At 65.7% G+C, this 21780-nt stretch carries 20 protein-coding genes and 1 tRNA gene; 12 read left to right on the top strand and 9 right to left on the bottom strand.

The genetic code is table 11. From position 1 onward, the window contains the following. Positions 1–121 precede the first annotated feature (121 nt). Entirely contained in the window at positions 122–1501 is a 1380-nt protein-coding gene (gene glmM / locus IPM49_04550; GenBank protein MBK9273796.1) for a phosphoglucosamine mutase, read from the top strand. A 128-nt stretch (positions 1502–1629) separates the two neighbouring features. Here glmM and IPM49_04545 read toward each other — a convergent pair whose 3' ends face one another. Continuing rightward, positions 1630–2274 carry a hypothetical protein gene (locus IPM49_04545; GenBank protein ID MBK9273795.1) on the bottom strand — a complete coding sequence of 215 codons (645 nt, stop codon included), beginning with the start codon at positions 2272–2274 and terminating at the stop codon, positions 1630–1632. A 34-nt stretch (positions 2275–2308) separates the two neighbouring features. Further along, positions 2309–3205, bottom strand: coding sequence for a hypothetical protein (locus tag IPM49_04540; protein MBK9273794.1), 897 nt, complete (start codon positions 3203–3205; stop codon positions 2309–2311). Positions 3206–3385: 180 nt separating this feature from the next. On the opposite strand from IPM49_04540, the gene IPM49_04535 reads away from it, so the two are divergent. Next, positions 3386–4543: a cysteine desulfurase gene (locus IPM49_04535; GenBank protein MBK9273793.1), complete on the top strand. Its 1158-nt coding sequence runs from the start codon at positions 3386–3388 to the stop codon at positions 4541–4543. A gap of 71 nt (positions 4544–4614) precedes the next feature. On the opposite strand, the gene IPM49_04530 is transcribed toward IPM49_04535, so the two are convergent. Both IPM49_04530 and msrB read right to left on the bottom strand, forming a co-directional pair. Continuing rightward, positions 4615–5250, bottom strand: coding sequence for a sterol desaturase family protein (locus IPM49_04530; protein ID MBK9273792.1), 636 nt, complete (start codon positions 5248–5250; stop codon positions 4615–4617). A gap of 48 nt (positions 5251–5298) precedes the next feature. Then, positions 5299–5781, bottom strand: coding sequence for a peptide-methionine (R)-S-oxide reductase MsrB (gene msrB / locus IPM49_04525; GenBank protein ID MBK9273791.1), 483 nt, complete (start codon positions 5779–5781; stop codon positions 5299–5301). Positions 5782–5956: 175 nt separating this feature from the next. Here msrB and IPM49_04520 point away from each other — a divergent pair. The 3 genes from IPM49_04520 to IPM49_04510 all read left to right on the top strand — a co-directional run bounded on the left by IPM49_04520 (position 5957) and on the right by IPM49_04510 (position 7630). Then, positions 5957–6034 (top strand) — tRNA-Val (locus tag IPM49_04520). 40 nt (positions 6035–6074) lie between these two features. After that, positions 6075–6575 (top strand): hypothetical protein, encoded by a 501-nt coding sequence (locus tag IPM49_04515; protein MBK9273790.1) that lies wholly within the window; start codon positions 6075–6077, stop codon positions 6573–6575. 71 nt (positions 6576–6646) lie between these two features. Further along, a complete protein-coding gene (locus tag IPM49_04510) occupies positions 6647–7630 on the top strand; it encodes a DUF3078 domain-containing protein (protein MBK9273789.1) in 984 nt (327 codons plus the stop codon). 55 nt (positions 7631–7685) lie between these two features. Here the strand turns inward: IPM49_04510 and IPM49_04505 are convergent, their stop codons facing one another. Together IPM49_04505 and smpB are read right to left on the bottom strand one after the other, a co-directional pair. Further along, positions 7686–9686 carry a glycosyltransferase family 39 protein gene (locus tag IPM49_04505; protein ID MBK9273788.1) on the bottom strand — a complete coding sequence of 667 codons (2001 nt, stop codon included), beginning with the start codon at positions 9684–9686 and terminating at the stop codon, positions 7686–7688. After that, positions 9676–10122 carry an SsrA-binding protein SmpB gene (gene smpB / locus IPM49_04500; GenBank protein ID MBK9273787.1) on the bottom strand — a complete coding sequence of 149 codons (447 nt, stop codon included), beginning with the start codon at positions 10120–10122 and terminating at the stop codon, positions 9676–9678. Before smpB ends, IPM49_04505 begins: the two co-directional genes overlap by 11 nt. A 60-nt stretch (positions 10123–10182) precedes the next feature. Between smpB and IPM49_04495 the strand changes: the two genes are divergently transcribed. After that, positions 10183–10425, top strand: coding sequence for an acyl carrier protein (locus tag IPM49_04495; protein MBK9273786.1), 243 nt, complete (start codon positions 10183–10185; stop codon positions 10423–10425). Between the two features lie 5 nt (positions 10426–10430). Next, positions 10431–11711, top strand: coding sequence for a hypothetical protein (locus tag IPM49_04490; GenBank protein ID MBK9273785.1), 1281 nt, complete (start codon positions 10431–10433; stop codon positions 11709–11711). Here the strand turns inward: IPM49_04490 and IPM49_04485 are convergent. Next, on the bottom strand, positions 11679–12833 hold the full coding sequence (locus tag IPM49_04485) for a sulfotransferase (protein MBK9273784.1): 1155 nt from the start codon (positions 12831–12833) through the stop codon (positions 11679–11681). The two genes, IPM49_04490 and IPM49_04485, sit on opposite strands and share 33 nt — an antisense overlap. Positions 12834–12942: 109 nt before the next feature. Between IPM49_04485 and IPM49_04480 the strand changes: the two genes are divergently transcribed. Genes IPM49_04480 through IPM49_04465 form a run of 4 tightly spaced genes read left to right on the top strand, consistent with a single transcriptional unit; the run spans position 12943 to position 17992 of the window. Then, complete coding sequence (locus tag IPM49_04480) at positions 12943–15420, top strand: carboxypeptidase-like regulatory domain-containing protein (GenBank protein MBK9273783.1); 2478 nt, start codon at positions 12943–12945, stop codon at positions 15418–15420. 17 nt (positions 15421–15437) lie between these two features. Then, the gene (locus IPM49_04475; protein ID MBK9273782.1) at positions 15438–16226 is read left to right on the top strand and encodes a hypothetical protein; all 789 of its coding nucleotides are present in this window, start codon (positions 15438–15440) and stop codon (positions 16224–16226) included. Positions 16227–16236: 10 nt separating this feature from the next. Beyond that, positions 16237–16749: a hypothetical protein gene (locus IPM49_04470; protein ID MBK9273781.1), complete on the top strand. Its 513-nt coding sequence runs from the start codon at positions 16237–16239 to the stop codon at positions 16747–16749. A gap of 4 nt (positions 16750–16753) precedes the next feature. Then, a complete protein-coding gene (locus tag IPM49_04465; GenBank protein MBK9273780.1) occupies positions 16754–17992 on the top strand; it encodes a glycosyltransferase family 1 protein in 1239 nt (412 codons plus the stop codon). Positions 17993–17999: 7 nt separating this feature from the next. On the opposite strand, the gene IPM49_04460 is transcribed toward IPM49_04465, so the two are convergent. Together IPM49_04460 and IPM49_04455 are read right to left on the bottom strand one after the other, a co-directional pair. Next, positions 18000–18821 carry a ZIP family metal transporter gene (locus IPM49_04460; GenBank protein ID MBK9273779.1) on the bottom strand — a complete coding sequence of 274 codons (822 nt, stop codon included), beginning with the start codon at positions 18819–18821 and terminating at the stop codon, positions 18000–18002. Beyond that, positions 18818–19477 (bottom strand): metal-dependent transcriptional regulator, encoded by a 660-nt coding sequence (locus IPM49_04455; protein MBK9273778.1) that lies wholly within the window; start codon positions 19475–19477, stop codon positions 18818–18820. Before IPM49_04455 ends, IPM49_04460 begins: the two co-directional genes overlap by 4 nt. Positions 19478–19537: 60 nt before the next feature. Between IPM49_04455 and IPM49_04450 the strand changes: the two genes are divergently transcribed. Further along, positions 19538–21775, top strand: a complete 2238-nt coding sequence (locus IPM49_04450; GenBank protein ID MBK9273777.1) for a TonB-dependent receptor — start codon at positions 19538–19540, stop codon at positions 21773–21775. Positions 21776–21780: the final 5 nt, after the last annotated feature.

Genomic DNA, 21780 nt, shown 5'->3' with positions numbered 1-21780 from the left:
CACACTTTACTGAACAGTCTCTGCCCCGCTCACACCCCCCCGTTGAAGACCTCCGCCGCCGACCGACAGAGGCGACCGCGTGGGTTCCACCTTTGCACCCGCTCAGGAACACCCCATTCCCATGACCCTCATCCGCTCCATCTCCGGCATCCGCGGCACCATCGGTGGCCGCCCCGGCGAAGGCCTCTCGCCCCTCGACGTGGTCCGCTATACCGCCGCCTTCGGCACGCTCGTCCTCCAGCGCAGCGGTAAACCAGCGCCGAAGTTGGTGCTGGGCCGCGACGCCCGCCTCAGTGGTCCGATGGTGGCCGACCTGGTGCGTGGCACCCTCGTGGGCCTGGGCTTCGAGGTCATCGACCTGGGCCTGGCCACCACGCCCACCGTGGAGATGGCCGTGCCTGGCGAAGGCGCCGATGCCGGCATCATCCTCACGGCCAGCCACAACCCCAAGCAGTGGAACGCCCTCAAGCTGCTCAACGCCCAAGGCGAGTTCATCAGCGCCGCCGACGGGGCCGAGGTGCTGCGCCTGGCGGAGAACGACGCCTACACCTTCGCCGAGGTGGACCACCTGGGCCGCGTGCGCACCGACGACAGCTGGACCCGGAAGCACATCGACGCCATCCTGAAGCTGGACCTCGTGGATGCCCAGGCCATCGCCGCCCGGAAGTACACGGTGGTGGTGGACGCGGTGAACAGCGTGGGCGGGGTGGCCGTCCCCCTGCTGCTGGAGGCCCTGGGCGTGGAGGTGGTGAAGCTGTACTGCGAACCCACCGGCCACTTCCCCCACAACCCCGAGCCCCTGCCCGAGCACCTCACCGACCTCTGCGCCGAGGTGGTGAAGCGCACCGCCCATCTGGGCATCAGTGTGGACCCGGACGTGGACCGCCTGGCGCTGGTGTGCGAGGACGGCAGCCTGTTCGGCGAGGAGTACACCCTGGTGGCCTGCGCGGACCATGTGCTGGCCCACCGCCCCGGCGACACGGTGAGCAACCTCAGCAGCACGCGCGCCCTGAACGACGTGGCCGCGCGCCACGGCCGCACCCGCCATGCCAGCGCGGTGGGCGAGGTGAACGTGGTGGAGCTGATGCGGCAGGTGAACGCGCCCATCGGCGGCGAAGGCAACGGCGGCGTCATCCTCAGCGAACTGCACTACGGCCGCGATGCGCTCGTGGGCATCGCCCTCTTCCTCACCCTGCTGGCCCGGCGCGGCTGCAGCTGCCTGGAGCTGCGGCGCAGCTACCCGGACTACTTCATCAGCAAGAACAAGATCGAACTGCGGCCCGGCGTGGACGTGCAGGCCCTGGTGGACCGCATGCAGCGGCGCTACGCCGCCCAACCCCACAGCACGGTGGACGGCCTGCGCATCGAGTTCGGCAACACCTGGGTGCACCTGCGCCGCAGCAACACCGAACCCATCATCCGCGTCTATGCCGAAGCCCCCAGCATGCCCGAGGCGGATGCCCTGGCCCAACGCGTTGTGCGGGAGCTGGGAGAGGGGTGAGGGGGTTGACGGTCTCGGGTATGAAACGTAGGGCGTTTCGGAGCACTTAACTGTCCGCCCGAAGCGAACTTTGTTAAAGCCCGAAAACTTACGGAAACCACTGTCCGCCCTATGTTTGATAGCCATTGTTACCTGCTGGCTTTTTTATTTTTTCTGTAATAGAGTAAATTATAAATCAATTCGTTCTCTTCATGTGCCCTATGTTCAATAATTACTAATTCGTTTTCGCTTACAGAATGGATTTCTAAAAACGTATAAGTTTGAGGTTTAAACATGCCAAGTTCTTTCATCTGCTTAATGTAGGATTCAGGAATTCCATTTAAGTCAGGCTCAATCGGACTATGAAACTCTAAAATCAACTCTTTTTTCTGTCTGTCATAGTACCATGTACCTAGAGTTGAGTCAGGGTTAACAGGGTCTGTGGAAGAAAGAACGGAGTTGTTTGCGTAAGTCATGTTTTCATTGAATGCATAGTCTGTCCGTTCGATTACTTCTGTCCCTATGATTTGGTCACCTGCCTTATGAAAAAGAGTGTCAATTTTTTCACCTTCCGGTGATTTCATTTCAATAAAACTCCAATAACCAACTAACCATTTTTCAATATTTTCTTTCGTCTCTTTTGTTTTGACTGCATCAATTAAATGAAGATTCCCATCTTGACAGTAAGCAGTCAGGGTGGTTGTTAGAATTAGTAAGATTATTAATTGTCTCATTGACTTTTTTAGCTTGCAGGTAACGGTTTGGGTATGGTGCGTGTCCCGCAGGGCATGCACTATACCCGTTGTTGCCGCATCGTTTTTTTCTTTTTTACCAATTATTAATCATTTCTTTTCTGTCCGCAAAAACCTGTTGGACAAAGTCGAGCAATTCTTTACCGCCAAACGCTAAAGTTCCTTCGTGTGAACCATAAACGAGCCAATTGAAAGTTTTATCGCAATAGAATGTCTCATAACAGTCAATATCGAATTCACTTTGGTCAATCTCATAGTCAAGTTGCTCTTCAGTGATTTCATATAATCGACCTTCGGCTTTCTGCTTAATGAAGTCCGCAATCTGGGTTTCGTCCCTTTCCGTCAAATTCTCTTTATCCAAAAATATAGTTGTCACTTCAGGACTTGATTCTATCAATGGCACCCAATACCCGTCAACTCTCCATTTATCAGTTAATACTTGACGTATTGTCTCTCGTTCGTCATCTTTTAATCTCCTTCTGTAAGGTAATGGTTCAACGGTTTTTAAAACGGAACTTTCAATATTATCAATGAATTGCACGAATTTATCTCGTTCTTCCTGAATTGCTTTTTGCTCTATTTTATTTTGTGTCTTTTCAGTAAAAGGACTTTGACTTTCCTTTCCTGTTTTTATTAGAATTAGCTTACAAGATTTAATATCTTGAAATTCTTTTCCTGTGAAGTATTCTATTCCCTGTCGAATTGCACTCAAGGCATTGTATCTGGGAAAGAGGTTATAGTCGTTGTCAGTATAGGTGTAAGGAAAGTCATTACCAGTCCTTTCATTTTGATACCTGTTCGACCAATATCTAAAATTGTCAATGCAGTAATGTTTTGCTGCTGTTACTATGGCTTCTGTTTCTGTCATTTTAAATGTGCGGCAACGTTGGATATACGAACCAGTTCGTATATCCTCCATGAACCGGGTCGCTATACGCACCTCGGGACGTCCGAAGCTGCGGGCCCACCCCATGACGCCAAGATACGCCCCGCCGTCCACAAGCGGAAGGGTCGGAGGTGTGAGCGCGGCTGGGATGCCGGTGCGTGGCCGCGGCGCCTGCGTGCCCGGAAGGCGGTAAATTCGCGGCTCCCGCGGTCCATGGGCACCTGCGCACCTGCGCACATGTCCACATGGGCAACTGGGCACATGGGCATGAACAGGATCTACCTGGACAACGCGGCCACCACGCCGCTCGCACCCGAAGTGCTGGAGGCGATGACCGCCTGCCTGCGCGAGGAGTTCGGCAACCCCAGCAGCATCCACGCCTTCGGCCGCCGCAGCCGCGCCGCCGTGGAGCGTGCCCGCCGCACCGTGGCCGACCGGCTGCATGGCATGCCCGGCGACATCATCTTCACCAGCGGCGGCACCGAGGCGGACAACATGGCCCTGGCCTGCAGCGTGCGCGACCGCGGGGTGCGCCACCTGATCACCTCGCCCATCGAGCACCACGCCATCGAGCACACCGCCCACGAGCTGGGCCGCAGCGGCCCCGTGCAGGTGCACTGGGTGCGGTTGGACGCCGACGGCCGTGCGGACCTCGCCCACCTGGAGGAGCTGCTGGCCGCCAACCCCCAGGCGCTGGTGAGCCTGATGCACGCCAACAACGAGGTGGGCACCCGCAACGACCTGCACGCCATCGGCACCCTCTGCCGGCGCTACGGCGCCCTGTTCCACAGCGATACGGTGCAGACCATGGGCCACTACGCCTTCGACCTGCGCACCCTGCCGGTGGACATGTTGAGCGCCAGCGCCCACAAGTTCCACGGGCCCAAGGGCGTGGGCTTCCTCTACCTGCGCGAAGGCACCGGCCTCAAGCCCATGATCCAGGGCGGCGCCCAGGAGCGCAACATGCGCGGCGGCACCGAGAACGTGGCCGGCATCGTGGGCCTGGCCACCGCCCTCGACCTGGCCTACGCCCACCTGGAGGAGCACCAGCGGCATGTGCGGGGCCTCAAGGACCACATGATCGCCCGCCTCCGGGCCGAGGTGCCGGGCGTGGCCTTCAACGGCGACATCGGTCCGGACAGCCTGTACACCGTGCTCAACGTCCGCTTCCCGGACGACGGCAAGGCCGAGATGCTGATCTACCACCTGGACATCGAGGGCATCGCCGCCAGCGGCGGCAGCGCGTGCAGCAGCGGCAGCAATGCCGGCAGCCATGTACTCGGTGCCCTCTATCCCGACGTCACCGGCGCCAACATCCGCTTTTCGTTCAGCCGCTACACGACACGCGCCGAGATCGACCGCACCGTGGACGTGCTGAAGAAGGTATTGGGCGTGCCGGTGGCCGCCAAGGTGGCCAGTGTCTGATCTGTTCGCCGCTTGGGTGAGCGCAACTCCCGGTCGTCAGGGTCGTGTGGTGGCGTACGCGGGATCCCGGTTCAGGCGCCCGCCGCTTCGCGCTTGGCGCGCGGGTCGCGGGGCATGGTGCCGAACACATGATCCCAGAAGGGCGAGCTGACGCCGAAGGCGCCGTCGGTGTCGGCGAAGTGATGCAGGTTGTGGTGCTTCCAGATGAGCGACAGGAAGTTCTTCGGCGGGCGGTGGATGTGGATGGCGTAGTGCGCCAGCAGGTAGGTGGCGTAGCCCACCATGAAACCGCCGCCGAAGGCCCAGCCATAGCTCCCCAGCAGCAGGCGGAACAGCCCCAGGAACATCGCCGCCACCAGCACGGTCATCAGCGGGGGCAGGGCCAGCCGCTTCTTGTCGCGCGGGTGGTCGTGGTGGATGCCGTGGAAGATGTACTGGATGCGGGCCCGCTTGGGGTTGTCGGCCTCCATGTGGTAGAAGTAGCGGTGCACCAGGTACTCCACCAGGGTGAAGAAGAAGGCCCCCACCAGGAAGATCCCGATGCTGCCCGCCAGATCGAGCTTCAGCCCGAAGATGCCGTAGAGCATGGCCCCCACGCCGCTGCCGTAGAACAGGGTGAGGGGGATCGCGATGTGCGTCTTGGTCAGGGCCTCCAGCACCGGGTTCTGGAAGATCCGGCCGCTGTCCGAAACGTTGGGTTGTGCCATGGTGCGCCGCAAATGTAAGCGGCCGCCGCACGCCGCGGCTGACAGTGCTCAGGGCCGCTTGGGCGCGGTGGGCTCGAAGCGGAGCGACACCGAATTGATGCAGTAGCGCATGCCCGTGGGACGGGGCCCATCGGGGAACACGTGGCCCAGGTGGCCACCGCATCGGCCGCACACCACCTCGGTGCGCACCATGCCCAGCGTGCGGTCGGTATGCTCTTCCACGGAGCCGGCCTCCACCGGACGGAAGAAGCTGGGCCAGCCCGTGCCGCTGTCGAACTTGGTGTCGCTGCCGAAGAGGGCCAGGCCGCAACCCGCGCAGCGGTACACGCCGTCGTCGTGATGATCCCAATACGCGCCGGTGAAGGCGCGTTCGGTGCCCTTCTGGCGCAGCACGCGGTACTCTTCCGGCGTCAGGGACGCCTTCCATTCGGCATCGGTCTTCATGGCGGTGGCGGTGTGGGGACGGCTCGACGGCGCCTGTCCGCAGGCGGACAGCGCGGTGAGCCCGCAAAGGAACAGGAGGGAGCGCATCACGGGGATAACGGCGGCGAAGCCCGATCCGTTCGTGATACCTGGGGTACCCTTGGTGGTCCACCACGAATGGACGTGGATGAACACGGATGGACCTTTTCGAGGGCGGGTCCGTGCATGGGAGGTCAAGCGGTCGTGCCGGTTCGGAACCGGCGGTTACCTTTGCCGCCCCTTCGGGCACTTAGCTCAGCTGGTTCAGAGCACTACCTTGACAGGGTAGGGGTCGCTGGTTCGAATCCTGCAGTGCCCACCAAGGCCTTCGGCGTTCATGCCGAGGGCCTTTTCACCTTCGGATGAAGAACGGAAACCTTCTCCTGGCCCTCGCCTTCCTGGTGGTGGTGGCGCTGCTGATGCACCGCATCAACCGCCTCCAGCATCAGGTGGAGGCCCTTTCCACCGCGCCCGCCCCGCAGCCCGAGGTGGAGGTGGCCGTGTACATGGGCCGCATCCAGAGCCACGCGCACAAGCTCTGGGCCGCGGGCACCGCCGGCAACCTTCCGCTGGCCGAGTTCTACCGCCACGAGCTGAAGGAGGAGATGGCCGCCGTGGCCAAGGCCGGTCTGGTGGATGACGGCGTGCCCGTGAGCACCTACATGACCAACCTGGGGCTTCCCGCCATCGACGCCCTGCGCGATCAGCTGCGCACCGACGGGTTGAAGGACTTCGCTCCGCGCTTCACCACCCTCATCGCCACCTGCAACAACTGCCACAAAGCCACCGGCCATCCCTATCTGGTGATGCGCGTGCCCGATACGCTGCGTTTTACCGACCAGGTGTTCGCCCCCGAGAACTGACAACGGATAGTTCTCCGAAGCCGCCATCGGTTTCCTTTGACGCACGACCCTCGAACGAACCCAACCCCCGCATGAACCGATCTTTCCGCTTCATCCATGTTCCCCTGGCGTGCCTGATGCTGATCCCCGCCACCGCCCAGGAGGACCTGCAGGACGCCGACCGCAAGGCCCTGCGCGACAAGCCTGCCGCCACCGTCGATTCCACCAAGGTGTGGACCACGGGCGGCGTCTTCCAGATCAACTTCACCCAGGTGCAACTGGTGAACTGGGCCGCCGGCGGCCTCAGCAGCATGAGCGGCATCGCCCAGATGAACGCGTTCGCCAACAAGCGCAAGGGCCGTATCGCCTGGGACAACTCCATCATGCTGGCTTACGGCCTGTTGGCGCAGGAGGGCAAGCGCACCTTCAAGAGCGACGACCGCTTCGAGCTCAACTCGCGCTATGGCTACCAGATGAAGGGGCCGTGGTACGCCAGCGCCATGTTGCAGTTCCGCTCGCAGTTCACGGAGGGCTTCGACGCCACGAATGACACGGTGAAGATCTCCAACCTGCTGGCCCCGGGCTACCTGCTCTTCGGCCTCGGTGTGGACTACAAGCCGAACAACAAGCTCAGCGTGTACCTCTCGCCGGCCACGGCCAAGATCACCTTCGTGATGGACCAGGACCTGGCCGATGCGGGCAACTTCGGCGTGGACCCGGCAGTGTATGACACCACGGGCGGGCTCATTCGCCGCGTGACCGCCGGGGAGAACGTCCTGTTCCAGTTCGGTGGCTTCTTCAACCTCACCTACCAGACGGATGTGGCGAAGAACATCGGCTTCATGACCCGCCTGGACCTGTTCAGCAATTACCTGAAGGAGCCCTCCAACATCGACGTGAACTGGGAGATGCTGTGGACCTTCAAGGTGAACAGCTGGTTCGCCGCCACGCTGAACACCATGCTCATCTACGACCACGACATCAACATCGCCCGCACGGAGGACGGTGTGGCCAAGTTCGGTCCCACCACGCAGTTCCGCGAGACGCTGGGCGTCGGCCTCAACTTCAAGTTCTAGCGCTTCCCCTTGTTGCGCCGGAAGGGCCGCCTGCGGGCGGCCTTTCTGCTTCCCGTCACTTCGGGGCGAAGCGCCAGGGGCCGTGGATGGGCTCCACCAACCCATAGAGCGCCGGGTCGCCCTCGCGCCAGCGGAGCCGCAGGCCATGCACGCGCGCGTGGCCACGGTCCCGGTTCCACACGTAGGCCCGCAGCATCAGCCCGGGGTGGCGCGAGAGGGCACGGCTGAGCGGCAGGGCCACCACCACGGTGCCACGCTCGCCGATACGGAGTGCACAAGCTGCGGCTGAGGCGCTACGGTACACGAGCAGGCTGTCGTGATCGCCCACGACCGACCGGAGTTCGATCACGGCTTCCAACGCCAGGCCCGCCGTGTCCAGGGCCGTGGCATCGAGCAGCAGCTCCAGCACGTCGTTGGGCTGATGCGTACCCGGCACGGACGCTTGGAAGAGGACGCCGTATTCGCGCCCACCGAGGTCCCAGCCTTGCGCCGCCAGGCTGTCCGTGCCGATGGCCGCAGGCTCCACCTGCCAGCCTGCGGGCAGCATACCCGGCGCGGCGGTGCTCCAGGCCGTGGTGTCCGCGAGGCCGTCGCCGGTGGTGCCGAAGCGCAGCACCTGTCCCTCCACCAGGTCCAGGCGTTCGAGAAGGACCGGGTGGCTGTGCTGGATGAGCGCGGGCAGCGCACGATCGGTGCTGTGGAAGAGACCCAGCACGACCTCCGCCGGCCGGTCGGTGCGGATGCGGTCGAGCACGGCCGTGTTGCTCCCCAGTTCGCGCAGGCGCAGGTAATGCCCACGCGCAGCCGTGTATCGTGGCTCCTGCTCCAGCCGATCGAGCACCTCGTTCGGCGCGTCGATCACGACAACTGTGCCGGGGTGCGCGGCGGCGTCGGTGGCGGCTTGCAGGAAGGCCTCGTACTTGGAGGTGAGCGCTGTGCGGTGATGCTGGCGCACGGTGAAGAGCGTGAACGTGGCGGTACCGGCCAGGACCCCGACCAGGCCCAGGACCGCGACCGGCCGGCGCAGATGCAGTCCGCCGAGAAGCAGCACCAGCGCGAAGGGGAAGGAGAACACGAGCACCGAGTGCTGGAGCACCGGCGCGCGCCAGACGCTGTAGCCATAGCCCAGCGCGGCGGGTACGAGCACCCACACCAGCAGCACGGGCACGATCGGCCAGGCCCGCGATGTACCCCGCCACCAGCCTGCGAAGGACGCGACCCCGGCAAGCACCATCAGGGCGGCCAGGGGCCAGGAGGTGTGCGCCACCCACCACAGGTGGTCGGGGAACCAGTGGGCATCCGGTGGCGCAAGCCATTCCTGCAGGCCGCCCAGCCCCAGCTGCCGAAACAGGATGGGCACGTTGGGCAGGTAGAGCAGCAGGCCCGCCCCGCAGGCCAGCAGCCAGCGCAGGCGACCCGTCGCCGGTGCCAGCGCAAGTCCGCTGGCCATGATCAGTGCGGCCACGAGCGCGGCGAAGTGGTGGGTATAGGCGCACAGCGCCGCCGCAACGGCGGCTCCGACCAGATGGCCGGTGCGCTGCCAGGCCAGCCAGCGCGTCCACTGGTCGGCCAGCAAGGCCACGGTGAAGAGCCCGATGGCATAGGGCCTGGCGAGCTGGCCATAGAGGACTGTATACTGCAGGGTGGCCAGCAGGGCCGTCACCGCAAGGGCCACCGTGGCGGTGGTCCACGCCAGGGCGAAGCGGTACATGAACAGGATACCGGCCAGCGAGGCCGCGATGAAGGGTAGCTGCACCCAGCCTTCGGTACGGCCCACGAGCCGGGTCCACAGCCATTCGAGCACCTGCACGCCGGGCGGATGGGTGTCCAGTTCGATGACGCCCCGCTGGATGGTCTCGCCCAGGGTGGGATAGAGGCGGACCAAGGCGCTGATCTCGTCATGGGTGAAGGGGATCGAGGGCCAGCCGAGCAGGCGCAGCGCACCGGCCGCGGTCAGCAGCAACAGCAGGGCCAGCCGCGCCCAGCGGGGACCGGGGAGCGCGTGCGGGTCGGCATCGGCCAGCTGCGCCCGCCAGGAGGGACGGTCATTGGCCACGGTCCAGGTCGCGTTGCACGTCGCGCTCCTTGATGCTCTCCCGCTTGTCGTGCATCTTCTTGCCCTTGGCCAGCGCGATCTCCAGCTTGGCATAGCCGCGGTCCGAGATGAACAGCCGCACCGGAACGATGGTGACGCCGGCGTCCTTCACCTTGCGCCGCAGCTTGTTCAGTTCGGTGGCCTTCAGCAGCAGCTTGCGGTCGCGCTTGGGCTCGTGCACGAAGTGGACGTTGGTGCCGTACGGGTTGATCTGCATGTTGCGCACCACGAGGTCGGGGCCCAGGAAGGTGCAGAACGCCTCGCTGATGGAGGCGCCGCCCGCCCGGATGCTCTTGATCTCCGACCCCATGAGCACCAACCCGCAGGTGTAGCTGTCCAGCAGGTGGTACTCAAAGGACGCACGCCGGTTGCGCACGTCGATCGCGGGGGCGGCCATGGCCGGCGAAGCTACGGCCCGGGCCGGGTGTCGACCGGGTCCTATCTTCGCGCGGCGGCCATGGCGGTGCAACAGACGGAAGTGGTGGAGGTGCTGCGCGACCTGGTGAAGGAGCGTGTGGCAGCGCCCGTGGCGGAGGATGCCGACCTGGCCGCCCTCGGCCTGGACTCGCTCTCGGTGATCGAACTGATGATGGCCGTGGAGGACCGCTTCGGGGCACGCATTCCCGTGGAAGGCATCGGTGCCGACGACCTGCGCGACCTGCGCTCGCTCGCCGCCTACGCGCTGCGCCACATCAACTGAGCCGGATGCCGTCGAGGTCCCCGTCCGCGCCGGAGATGGACCGGCCGCTCTCGGGCCCCGACCATTTCCACTGGCTCGTCCACCGCGCCATGCGCAAGCGGGGCCTGGCGGGCAATGTGTCGCGCATGCGGTTCGAGCTCGGTCCCGGTGTGGATGCGGAGACGGTCGCGACGGGCCTGCGCACCGATCCGGTGGTGCAGCTGGTGGCGCGCATCCGATGGCGGGTGGGATGGCCCTGGCTGCCGCGGTGGTGCACGCTGGAGCATGCGCCGGACATCGTGCATCTGCACCGGAAGGATGATCCGGAGGCCTGGTTGACCGAGCGCCTCGGTGACCGCCTGGGTGCCGAGGGCCTGCTCCGCTTCGATGTGCTCGCCGCCGCGGAACGCACGCAGGTGCTGGTGTCCTTCCACCACGCCCTCTTCGACCATCAAGGCATGCTGAACCTGCTGCATGCGTTGGAGTCCGGCGGATGGACCGGCCCCATGCTGCCGCCGGAGGACCGCGCCGCCGCGCCGGGTGCCTGGCGGGATGTGGTGGTGGGTGCCGCACAGGCGTTCCGCACCTCGGGCCCGCGGCTCGGCTCGTTGTGGGTGGGCGATCGCGCGGTACCCCCGGTGCCCCGCTTCCGTGTCCTTCGCTTCACGGCGGAGGAGACGGCCCGGATCGATGACCAGGCCCGCAGCACCGGTGCCGCCCTGGCGCGCAGCGCCCACTTCATGGCGGCCGCCGCCCGTGCGGTGAACGGGGTGCTGGACCGCCGCGGGAGCCTGCCGCGCTACCTCTGGTTCTCCGCGCCGGTGGACCAGCGGCCGCGCGGTGGACAGGGGCATCTGCTCACCAACGTGACGTCCTTCCTGTTCTTCCGGCTGGAGCAGGCGCAGCTCCGCGATACGACGACGGCGGTGCGCGGCTTGAACAGCCAGCTGGTCCAGCAGGTGCGTGCCCGCTTCCCGCATCGGTACCGCGCCCTGCTGCGGGCGTTCCGCCATCTGCCGGCCTGGCTCAGCGCCGCCATGGTGGACCTGCCTTCGCTGGGGCGATGGAGCAGCTTCGGCTTCAGCGACCTGGGCGACCTGGACCGCATGACCACCACCTTCACCGGAAGGCCCGTGCTGGAGGTGCTGCACCTGCCGCCTGTGCCGGCGCCCCCCGGGCTGAGCGTGGTGGTGGGCCGGGAACGCGGTGCCCTTCTCCTGGTATTGGGGTATGATGGCCGCGCGTTGAACGAGGACGAGGCGGACCGCTTCGCGTCAAGCCTTCGCGCCCTGCTGCTGGGTGCTTAGCGGCACGTCCTTCGGGTAGCCCAGCGCCTCGAACACCGGGCCCCAGCGCTCGCGCACCAGCCGCATCCGCTCCGGAGGGTAGGTGTAGCTGTTGGTGCGGTAGTCCGCATAGCTCTTCACCTCGGCGAGGATGTGCGGACGGGCCGCCTCGAAACCGCCCAGGCCCAGTTGGGCGTACGCCTTTTCCAGCACGGCTTCCTCGTTGCCGATGAGGTCCTCGTAGCGCACCTCGGCCAGCTGTCCGGCGGGGATCGAGGCCTTGTCGCGGAAGAACTTGCCGAACATCAGCCGGTAGCTCTCCAGCAAGGCCTCCTCCACCACTTCGCCCTGGACGTGCTGCATGGTCACCAACGGCAGGGTGATGCCGTAGAGCCGCTCGGTGCTGAAGAACACCCGGTAGGGGTCCCGCATGATGTGCAGGAACCGGGCATCGGGAAAGACCTCCAGGATCTCCTTCACCCGTGCGAGGTTCTCGGGGCTCTTCAGCACGATGGGCTTGCCGCCGTGCCGCAGGGTGAGCTTCTGCATGAAGTACCGGAGCGTGCGCTGCCAGGCGCGCCGGGCGCGCGCATCCTCGAACAGCACGTTGCGGCGGAAGACCTCCAGCATGCGCCGCGGGAAGTAGTAGCCCGGGATCATCGTGCTCGGCGTCATGTTCCCCAGCGAATATTCCGGCTCGGTGGGCAGGTCCACGCCCATGCGCAGGTCGTCCATCGGACGTTTATCCGGCAGGGCCTTGGCATACATGCGGCGCAGCAGCGGGGCCAGGGTGAGGTAGAGCCAGGGCATGAAGCTCTCCTTCACCGACAGGTAGCCGAACTGCGGGTCCCTGCCGATGAGGTAGTGCAGGTAGGTGGTGCCGCTGCGCTGATGGCCGATGATGAAAAGCGGGGCGGTGACCTTCGTGCGCCGGATGCGCCGGTCGTGGCGCAGCCGTTCCCACCACACGAGCGGCGTGTTGAGCAGCACCACCCACGTGAGGATGATGGCCTTTGGGACGAAGGGCCAGGAGATGCCTCGGCCGTAGCGCCACAGGATGCCCATCCAGGTGGCCAGGTCGGCACCGATGAGGGTGGTGGCGGAAAAGCTGAGGTAGCGGTCGCGACCGATGTGGATCTTCACGCGGATGAGGGCTGGGCGCGAACGCCGTAAAATTGGCACGATCCCCGCAACACGACGGATGTGTCCCCAGGGCGAACATCCGCCACGCCAGGTCGGTTCGCTCCGTTCGATGCCCCGCCTCCCGCTGATCGGCCTGCTGCTGATCGCCGCCGTACCCGCCCTCGCCCAGCGCACCCGCGTCTCTGGCGTGGTGGCCGACGCCCGGTCCGGCGACCCGCTGTCCTTTGCCAACGTGGGCTTCGTCGGCGCTGCGGAAGGCACCACCACCGACAGCACGGGATCGTTCGTCCTGGAGGCCGATGGACGCCGGGACAGCCTGCAGGTGACCATGACGGGCTACCGCACCCTCCGGCAGGCCCTGCCGCGCGGGGGCGCGCGCGACCTCTTCGTGGCCCTGGAGCCCTCGAGCGAACTGTTGGGCGAGGTGCGCGTGCGGCCCGGGGAGAACCCCGCCTTCGCCATCCTGCGGCGGGTGGTGGCCCAAAAACCGGTGAACGCGCCCGCCGCCGCCGCTTACGAGCAGGAGCTGTACCACCGCGTCCGCTTCGACCTGAACCACTTCAGCGACCGCATCAAGCGCAACATCCTGCTTCGGCCCTTCGACTTCCTGTGGGAGGGCATCGACACCACCGCCGAGGGCGTGCGCTACCTGCCCATCCTGCTCACCGAACAGCATGAGCGCCGCCACCATCGCGCCGATCCACCTGCGGAGCGCACCGTGCTCCTGGGGAGCCGCACCTCCAAGTTCTTCCGTGCCCGCCGGATCATGGAGTTCGTGCAGGACATGTACGTCGACCCCGACATCTACCAGGAGCAGGTGCTCATCCTGGACCGGAGCTTTCCGAGCCCGATCAACGACCACTTCCAGCGCGCCTACCGCTACCTTCTGCACGACAGCCTGGTGCTGTGCGACGGCTTCACCTGCCACCGCATCACCTACCGCCCCCGGGTAGCGGCCGATGCCGCCTTCACGGGTGAACTGCTCATCGACACGGTGAGCCATGCGGTGGTGCGGGTGGACCTGGCCTTCAGCATCGCGGCCAACGTGAACTTCGTGCGGCACTACCGCATCCGGCAGCACCACGTCCCGGAGCCCGGTGGTCCCTGGTTCCTGCGCCGCAGCGAAGTGCTCGCCGACTTCACGGTGATTGAGAACGATGCCGACATGACCGGCTTCTTCGGCCGGAAGCTCAGCGTGACCAGTAAGGTGGTGCTCGATCAGCCCCGTGACGCTGCGTTCTACACGGCCGCCCCGCCCGACCCCGAGCTCGACAGCGCCTATTTCCGCGATGATGCCTACTGGGAAGCCATCCGGCCGGAGGCTTTTGGCGCGGAGGAGGCCCGCGTGGTGCGCATGGTGGACCGCATGAACACCGATCCGCGGTGGAGGAGGAGGGAGGCGGTGCTGCACCTGCTGGCCGAAGGATGGCTGCCCGTGGGCGCCCTCGACGTGGGCAACGTGTACACCTTCGTGAGCCACAACCGCGTGGAAGGCTGGCGGGGCAAGGTCGGCCTGCGCACCACCGACCGGCTCAGCACCGGATGGGGCGCATTGGGCCACCTGGCCTACGGCGCTGATGACGACCGGTGGAAGGGTGCGGCCTCGCTCTGGTGGCGGCCCCGCGATGCCCGCGGGCACCGGACCTGGGGCGGTGGGCTGGACCTGTGGGACGACCTGGTGCAACCGGGGCGAAGCGCCAGCCTGCTGCCGCTCGATCATGCCCTCACGAGCCTGGTGCGCCTGTCGGGCCCCGATCCCCGCTGGTACCGAAGGCTGGTCGAGGCTCATGTGGAGCGCCGCGCTGCCGACGGGCTCTCGGCACGCTTCGGCTTCTTCGGAGAGCGCCTCGCCGACGCTGCCGGACCGCTGCCCCTGCTGCGGGCGGGCGACACCCTGGCGTGGAACGCGGTGGACCTGTCCGGCGCCCGGCTCGCCGTGCGCTGGAGCCCGGGCACCCCCGGTCTTTCCGCGGCCTTCGACGAGCTGCGCAAGGGGCTCTTCGCGCCCCGCCTGCCCACTGTCGCCGTGGAGGCCACCCTTGCGGCCGATGGCTTCATGGGCGGAGCGGTGGACCTGGCCCGCCTGCGGGTGAAGGTGGAGCACCGCCAACGGGTGGGGCGCTGGGGCTATCTGGACCTTCTGGCCGAAGGAGGCGCCCTGTCCGGTGCCGTGCCGTACATGCTGCTGTTCTTTCCGAACAGTGATCCGCTGCTGTTCAACGATGCACGCTCGTTCAACCTGATGAACTTCATGGAGTTCGCGGCCGACCGATACGCGGCGCTCCATGTGGAGCACCACCTGGAGGGCTTCCTGCTGAACCGTGTGCCGCTGCTGGGCCGCGTCAAGCTGCGCGAGTTCATCTTTGCCCGCGCCTTCGTGGGCGACCTGCGTCCGGAGAACCGCAACGGCCCCGTACCCCTGCCCGGCGGACTTGCCGCTCCCGATGGACCGTACGTGGAGGTGGGCTTCGGCCTCGAGAACATCCTGAAGGTCGCGCGGGTGGATCTGGTGTGGCGGCTCACCGAGCTCGACCGGCCGGATGCACTGCCCTTTGTGGTGAAACCGTCATTCCATTTCAAGTTCTAGCCGATTATCATCGCGGCGTGAAGGCGTGGATGGATGATGCGGTGCATGACCTGCTTCGGCGCTGGCAGGGAACGGTGCGGCGCAGTACCGCGGAGGTGGATGCCGTGAACACGGCCGTGGCCCGCCTCCAGCAGCGGTTGTTCGATTGGGCGCAGGAGGCCCCAGCAGCGGTGGTGTCCCTGGGGCAGAACTGTTCCACCGCCTGGACCATCAAGGCCGTGGGGGCCAAGCAGGCCTCCTATCCCTTCGATTGGCTGGCCGTGAGCCCAGCGCTGTTGGAGCATGTGCTCGATGACGGGTTCCGCACATTCCTTGACCGGCGGCGGATGATCCCGCTGTTGACGGACGGAGGCCATCGCGACTACCACCGCAGTCTCTTCGGGCATCGGGATCCACGCAGCTTCGACCGCCACCATGCCTACTATGTGCGCTGCGTGGAACGCTTCAACGCCTTGCTGGCCACTGACGAGCCCATCCTGTTCGTCACCACGGTGGTGAACGAGCAGGCGAAGCGGCGCCGGCTCGCGGGTGGGTTCCGACCGGCCTTCCGCCTGCCGGAGCAACAGACCCTGGCGCATTTCCAGGGCGTGATGGACCGTCTGGTGGCGCGTCACCCCCGATCGAGGTTCCTGTTCATCGAGCAATACACCCAACGACCGTTCCACCTGGAGCTCACCTACAGCGATGCGCGCATGGCCTGGGTGCGCCACGATGCGCAAGGCGCCAGCACCGGCGCCCGCTACCTGGACCCCCTGGACGACCACATGATGCGCGCGCTGCTCCTTGGCGCGTTAAGGCGGCGGTAGCTTTGTACCCATGCAGGGTTGGTGCCGGCGTTGCTTCCTGATCGCGCTCATCGTGGCCACCCCGGCATGGGCCGTTCGAGCGTGCGCACAGCAGGAAGGGGGATTGCTGCAGGACATCCGTCGGGAGATAGGTGCGGTCTTTTCCGACGAGGAGGTCTGTGACCGGTATGTGGAGCGGTTCGACCGTGTGGGCAGCGAAGGAAGCGCCCTGCTCCTGGGCTATCATGGAGCGGTACGCATGGCCCGGGGTCGCCACGCGTTCGATCCCTTGAGCCGCCTGGTGCACTTCAATGGCGGCAAGGCGATGCTGGAGAAGGCCATCGCACAGGACCTGGCCAATGCCGAGCTCCGCTTTCTCCGCCTCAGCATCCAGGTCAATGTGCCCTCCATCGTGGGCTATGACGCCAACAAAACGGAGGACCTGGCGCTGGTGGAGCGCAAGCTGAAGGAGGTGAAGGACCCCGCGCTCAAGGACCGCATCACCCGCTTCATCGCCGCGAACCGGGCGAACGGCAAGCTCTGACGCGATGCGCATCGGCCTGCAGACCTGGGGCACTGAAGGCGACATTGCACCGTTCGTGGTCCTTGCCGAAGGTCTCCAGCGTGCAGGCCATCAGGTGACGTTGGTGCATACGTCCCTGGACGACGGTGAGCATCCGCGTCGCCTTGCGGGGACGGGGGTGGTCGTGCATCGGGTGGGCGGACCCTTCGGTCGATCCGTGGACCCTTACGCCCTGACGACCTCCGCATCGCCCACCTGGCAGCTTCGCGCCCTGCTGGCCCGGTTCCACGAGCCCATCGCCGCTGAATTGCTGGAGGCTGGCGAGGCGCTCTGCCGCGACAACGATATCGTGGTGGGCCACATGCTGAGCCGCACCCTGCACACCGCGGCGCTGGTGAACGATACCCCGCGCGTATCGGTGGCGTTCTCCCCGCAGGCCATTCCGGGGGTGCTGCCCCCGCTCGGTCGATCGCTGGGGGCCTGGGCCGATGCCGCCTTGTGGAGGCTGGGCGATGCGGTGATGACCCGCACGCTCTATCCCGTGAGCGAGCGGCTGCAGCGGCAGCGCGGTCTGCCAGCGTTCGGCAGCCTGCTCACCGAAGGGTTCCGCTCGCCGGTGCTGAACCTGGTGGCGGCCAGCCCGGCCTTGATCCCGGTCCTTGAGGCGCCCGCCACCGTGGTGACCGGTGCATGGACGCCCTCTGCGTCGCTGCAGGAACCAGCCCTGGAAGAGGAGGTCGCCGCCTTTCTCCGGGCCGGCAGCCCCCCAGTGCACCTCACCTTCGGATCGTGCACGACCTATGCGGCGCGGGACGCGTGGTCATTGATGAAGGGGGCCGTGGAGCGTGCCGGTGTACGGGCCATCGTCCAGGTCGATCCCGCGCTCGGCCGGGTGAACGGCCACACGGACCTGCTCGTGCTTCATCGCGCCCCGCACGCCGCGTTGTTCCCGCGCTGCGCGGCCGTGGTCCATCACGGCGGTGCCGGTACGACACATGCCGTGGCCCGGGCCGGAGCGCCCTCCGTGGTGGTGCCGCACGGCTTCGATCAGCCCTGGTGGGCGCGGCGCCTGCATGCATTGGGCGTGGCGCCCCGTCCGCTGCCCCGTCGGTCGGCCACGGCGGACCTCCTTGCCGGGCGGATCCGCGAGGTGCTCAACACGGCGTCGTACACACGCACGGCCGGACAGCTCCGTTCACGCATGGACGATGAGCGCGGTGTGGCCGCGGCGGTGGATGCGATCGGGCGCCTCGCACGCGGCTGATCCCGCTTCAGCCCAGGGCCACGTCCAGGACCATCATCACGATGAAGCCGCCGATGAAGCCCAGCGTGGCGATGTCGGTGTGCTTGTCCTGTTGTGTTTCGGGGATCACCTCCTCCACCACCACGTAGATCATGGCGCCGGCGGCGAAGGCCAGGGCAAAGGGCAGGATGGGCTGCATCCAGAGCACAGCCATGGCGCCCACCACACCGGCCACGGGCTCCACGATGGCGCTGAGCTGACCGTAGAAGAAGCTGCGTGTGCGGCTCACGCCCAACCGGCGCAGCGGCATGCTCACTGCGATGCCCTCCGGGAAGTTCTGGAGCCCGATGCCGATGGCCAGGGTGACCGCGCCGGCGATGGTGGCCTCGGGGATCCCGGCAGCCACGCCGCCGAAGAGAACGCCCACCGCGAGCCCCTCCGGGATGTTGTGCAGGGTGATGGCCAGGATGAGCAGGGTGCTCCGCCGCAGGCCCATGTCCGGCCCTTCCTTCAAGCTGGGGTCGAAGTTGATGTGCAGGTGCGGGACGTACCTGTCCAGGGCGAAGAGGAACAGGGCGCCCACCGCGAAGCCCACCGCCGGTGGCAACCATTCGGGGAAGCCCATCCTTGCGCTCATCTCGATGCTGGGTGCCAGCAGGCTCCAGAAGCTGGCGGCCACCATCACCCCGCCGGTGAAACCCAGCATACCGTCCAGCCATTTGCGGGAAAGTTCCTTGAACAGGAAGACCACTGCGGCACCGGCCGCGGTGACCAGCCAGGTGAAGGTGGTGGCCAGCAGGGCTCCCCACACAGGGTCGATGCCTTCGAAGAACGAGAGGAGGTGGTTCATGGGAGGTCCGGTACGGTGAGGAGGTGCGCGGCCACCTGCGCACTGAGGTCGCATCCGCCCCCGCGCCAGGTGAGCTGGAGGCTGCCGTCGAAGTCCTGGCGCGCGGAGAGGGTGAACACGCGTCCGATGGTCATGCCTTTGCTGTCCAGCAGCCGGAGCAGCGCATCGCTGCCATCCTTCACGGCCACCAGCTGGTGGCGGAGGCCCACTTGTGCCTCGGTGAGGTGCACCGTGACGCGCTCAGGCATCCGGCCGTCGCGGTCGGGGATGGGGTCGCCGTGCGGGTCGAAGCGCGGATGGCCCAGGTAGGCGTCCAGCCGCTCGATCAGCGGCTCGCTGCTCACATGCTCCAGTTGCTCGGCCACCTCATGCACCTCATCCCAGGTGAAGCCCAGCCGCTGCACCAGAAAGGTCTCCCATAACCGGTGCTTGCGTACGAGCGTCAGCGCATGCCGGCGACCCTTGGACGTGAGGGTCGCCCCGTGGTACGGCGCATGCTTCACCAGTCCCTTCGCGGCCAGCTTCTTAAGCATGTCCGTGACGCTGCTGGCGCGTGTGCTGAGCCGATCGGCGATGTCCTTGGTGGAAGCCTGACCGGCATCCTCCAGCAGACCATGGATGGCCTTGATGTGGTCCTCTTCGCTTCGGCTGAACATGAAGTGCGACAAATGTATGAATAATATTTAGACAAGTCTAAAAATGTCCATCTTTGCCCCATGCGTTGGACCGCGTTCGTGATGGGGGGGCTGCTGTGCTCCTGCGGCGCCCAGGCGCAAGCGGTGATCCATGGGAAGGTGGCCGGACCGGAGGGCCCGGTGCCCTTCGCCGCGGTACGCGTGGGTGCCCTGGGCACGGCCGCCGATGCCGAAGGCCGGTTCCACGTGGGTCCACTTCCGACAGGGGGCGTCATCCTTCGCATCGAGGCCCTGGGCCATCAGGAGTTGGAACGCGTGCTTCACGTTCCTGTGTCGGACACGCTCGATCTGGGCACCCTTCGGCTGGAGGCATCGGCCACCGCGTTGGACGAAGTGGTGGTCACCGGAACCCTGGCGCCTGTATCCCGGGATGCGAGCCCTGTTCCGGTGGAGGTGATCACGCCCGCGCTCTTCCGCAAGAACCCGGGTCCCGCGCTGCTCGATGCCGTGGGCATGGTGAACGGGGTGCGTCCGCAGCTCAACTGCAGCGTGTGCAACACCGGCGACATCCACATCAACGGCATGGAAGGGCCGTACACCCTGGTGCTCATCGACGGCATGCCCATCGTGAGCGGGCTCAGCACGGTGTACGGGCTCAGCGGCATCCCCACCACCCTCATCGAGCGCGTGGAGGTGGTGAAAGGCCCGGGCAGCGCGCTCTACGGCAGCGAGGCCATGGGCGGCATCATCAACGTGATCACCAAGGACCCGGTGCTGGCCCCACGCCTCAGCCTCGACCTGATGAGCACCAGCTGGCAGGAGCACAATGCGGATGTGGGCTTTGCGCTGGGCAAGGGGAGGCTGCGCAGCCTCACGGGCATGAACGGGTTCCTGTACGATGCCCCGCGCGACGACAATGGTGATGGGTTCACCGACATGACCCTGCAGAAGCGCGTCTCGGTCTTCGAGAAGCTGACCCTGTTGCGGCCGGCGAAGCGGGTGGCCAGCCTCGCCCTGCGGGTGGTGGGCGAGGATCGCTGGGGCGGCGAGATGAACTGGACGCCGGCCTTCGCGGGCGGGGACAGCATCTATGGCGAAACGATCGCCACGCGACGCTGGGAGCTGATCGGCCAGTACGAGCTGCCCTTTGCGGAGCAGGTGATGCTGCAGGTCTCGGCCAACGGCCATCACCAGGACAGTTGGTACGGCACCACGCCCTACGATGCCGTGCAGCGCGTGCTCTTCGCGCAGTTGGTCTGGCGCCACCGGTTCGTCCACCGCCACAATGTGCTTGCCGGGCTGGCCTACCGAAGCACCTTCTACGACGACAACACACCCGCCACGTCCACCGGGGAGGCGCCCGCCGTGGTGAACAACGCCGAACGCCGGCCCCTGCCGGGCCTCTTCCTGCAGGATGAATGGTCGATGAGCGATCGCAGCGTGCTGCTCATGGGCTACCGCCTCGATCATGACCGCGATCACGGGCTGGTGCAGTCACCGCGCCTGGCCTGGAAATACGCCCCCAGCGGCCGCTTCACCCTGCGCGCCCATGCGGGCACCGGTTACCGGGTGGTGAACCTCTTCACCGAGGACCATGCCGCCCTCACCGGCGCGCGCACCGTGGTGATCGCCGAGGACCTGTTGCCCGAGCGCTCGTGGAACGCCACGCTTAATGCCGTGCGCAAGTGGCCGGGCGAGAAACGCTTCATCGGGCTGGACGCCTCGCTCTTCGTCACGCGGTTCAGCAACCGCATCCTGCCGGACTACGACACCGACCCGGACCTCATCGTATACCGCAACCTTGACGGGTATGGCATCGCCCAAGGTGCCAGCCTCAACGTGGAGGCCCGGCTCGGCCGCGGGTTCCGGGCCAACGCCGGGGCCACGTGGATGGACGTGTTCACCCGGGAGGGGGCGGTGCGCGAGGACCAGTACTTCGCCCCCGACTGGCAGGGCACCTTCGCCCTGAGCCAGGACCTGCCGCATCGCTTCACCGTGGACCTCACCGGACAGTGGTACGGTCCCATGCGCCTTCCGGTGCAGCCCAACGACTTCCGCCCGGCTTACTCTCCTTGGTACGCGCTGCTGAACGTGCAGGTGAGGCATCGGTTCAATGGGCGTTTCGAGGTGTACGGCGGGGTGAAGAACCTGCTCGACTTCGTGCCTGCGGACCCGCTCATGCGTCCCTTTGATCCCTTCGACCGCACGGCGGACGACCCGGTCAGCAACCCCAACGGGTACAGCTTTGATACGTCCTACATGTACGCGCCGCTTCAGGGAATTCGCGGTTTTCTGGGCGTGCGGATGGTGTTGGAATGAGGGGA

The organism is Flavobacteriales bacterium, assembly GCA_016715895.1.
In the GTDB taxonomy this organism is placed as follows: Bacteria; Bacteroidota; Bacteroidia; order Flavobacteriales_F; family PHOS-HE28; genus PHOS-HE28.
Note: the sequence above shows the minus strand (reverse complement) of the source record. Positions and strands in the feature narration are given on the sequence as shown.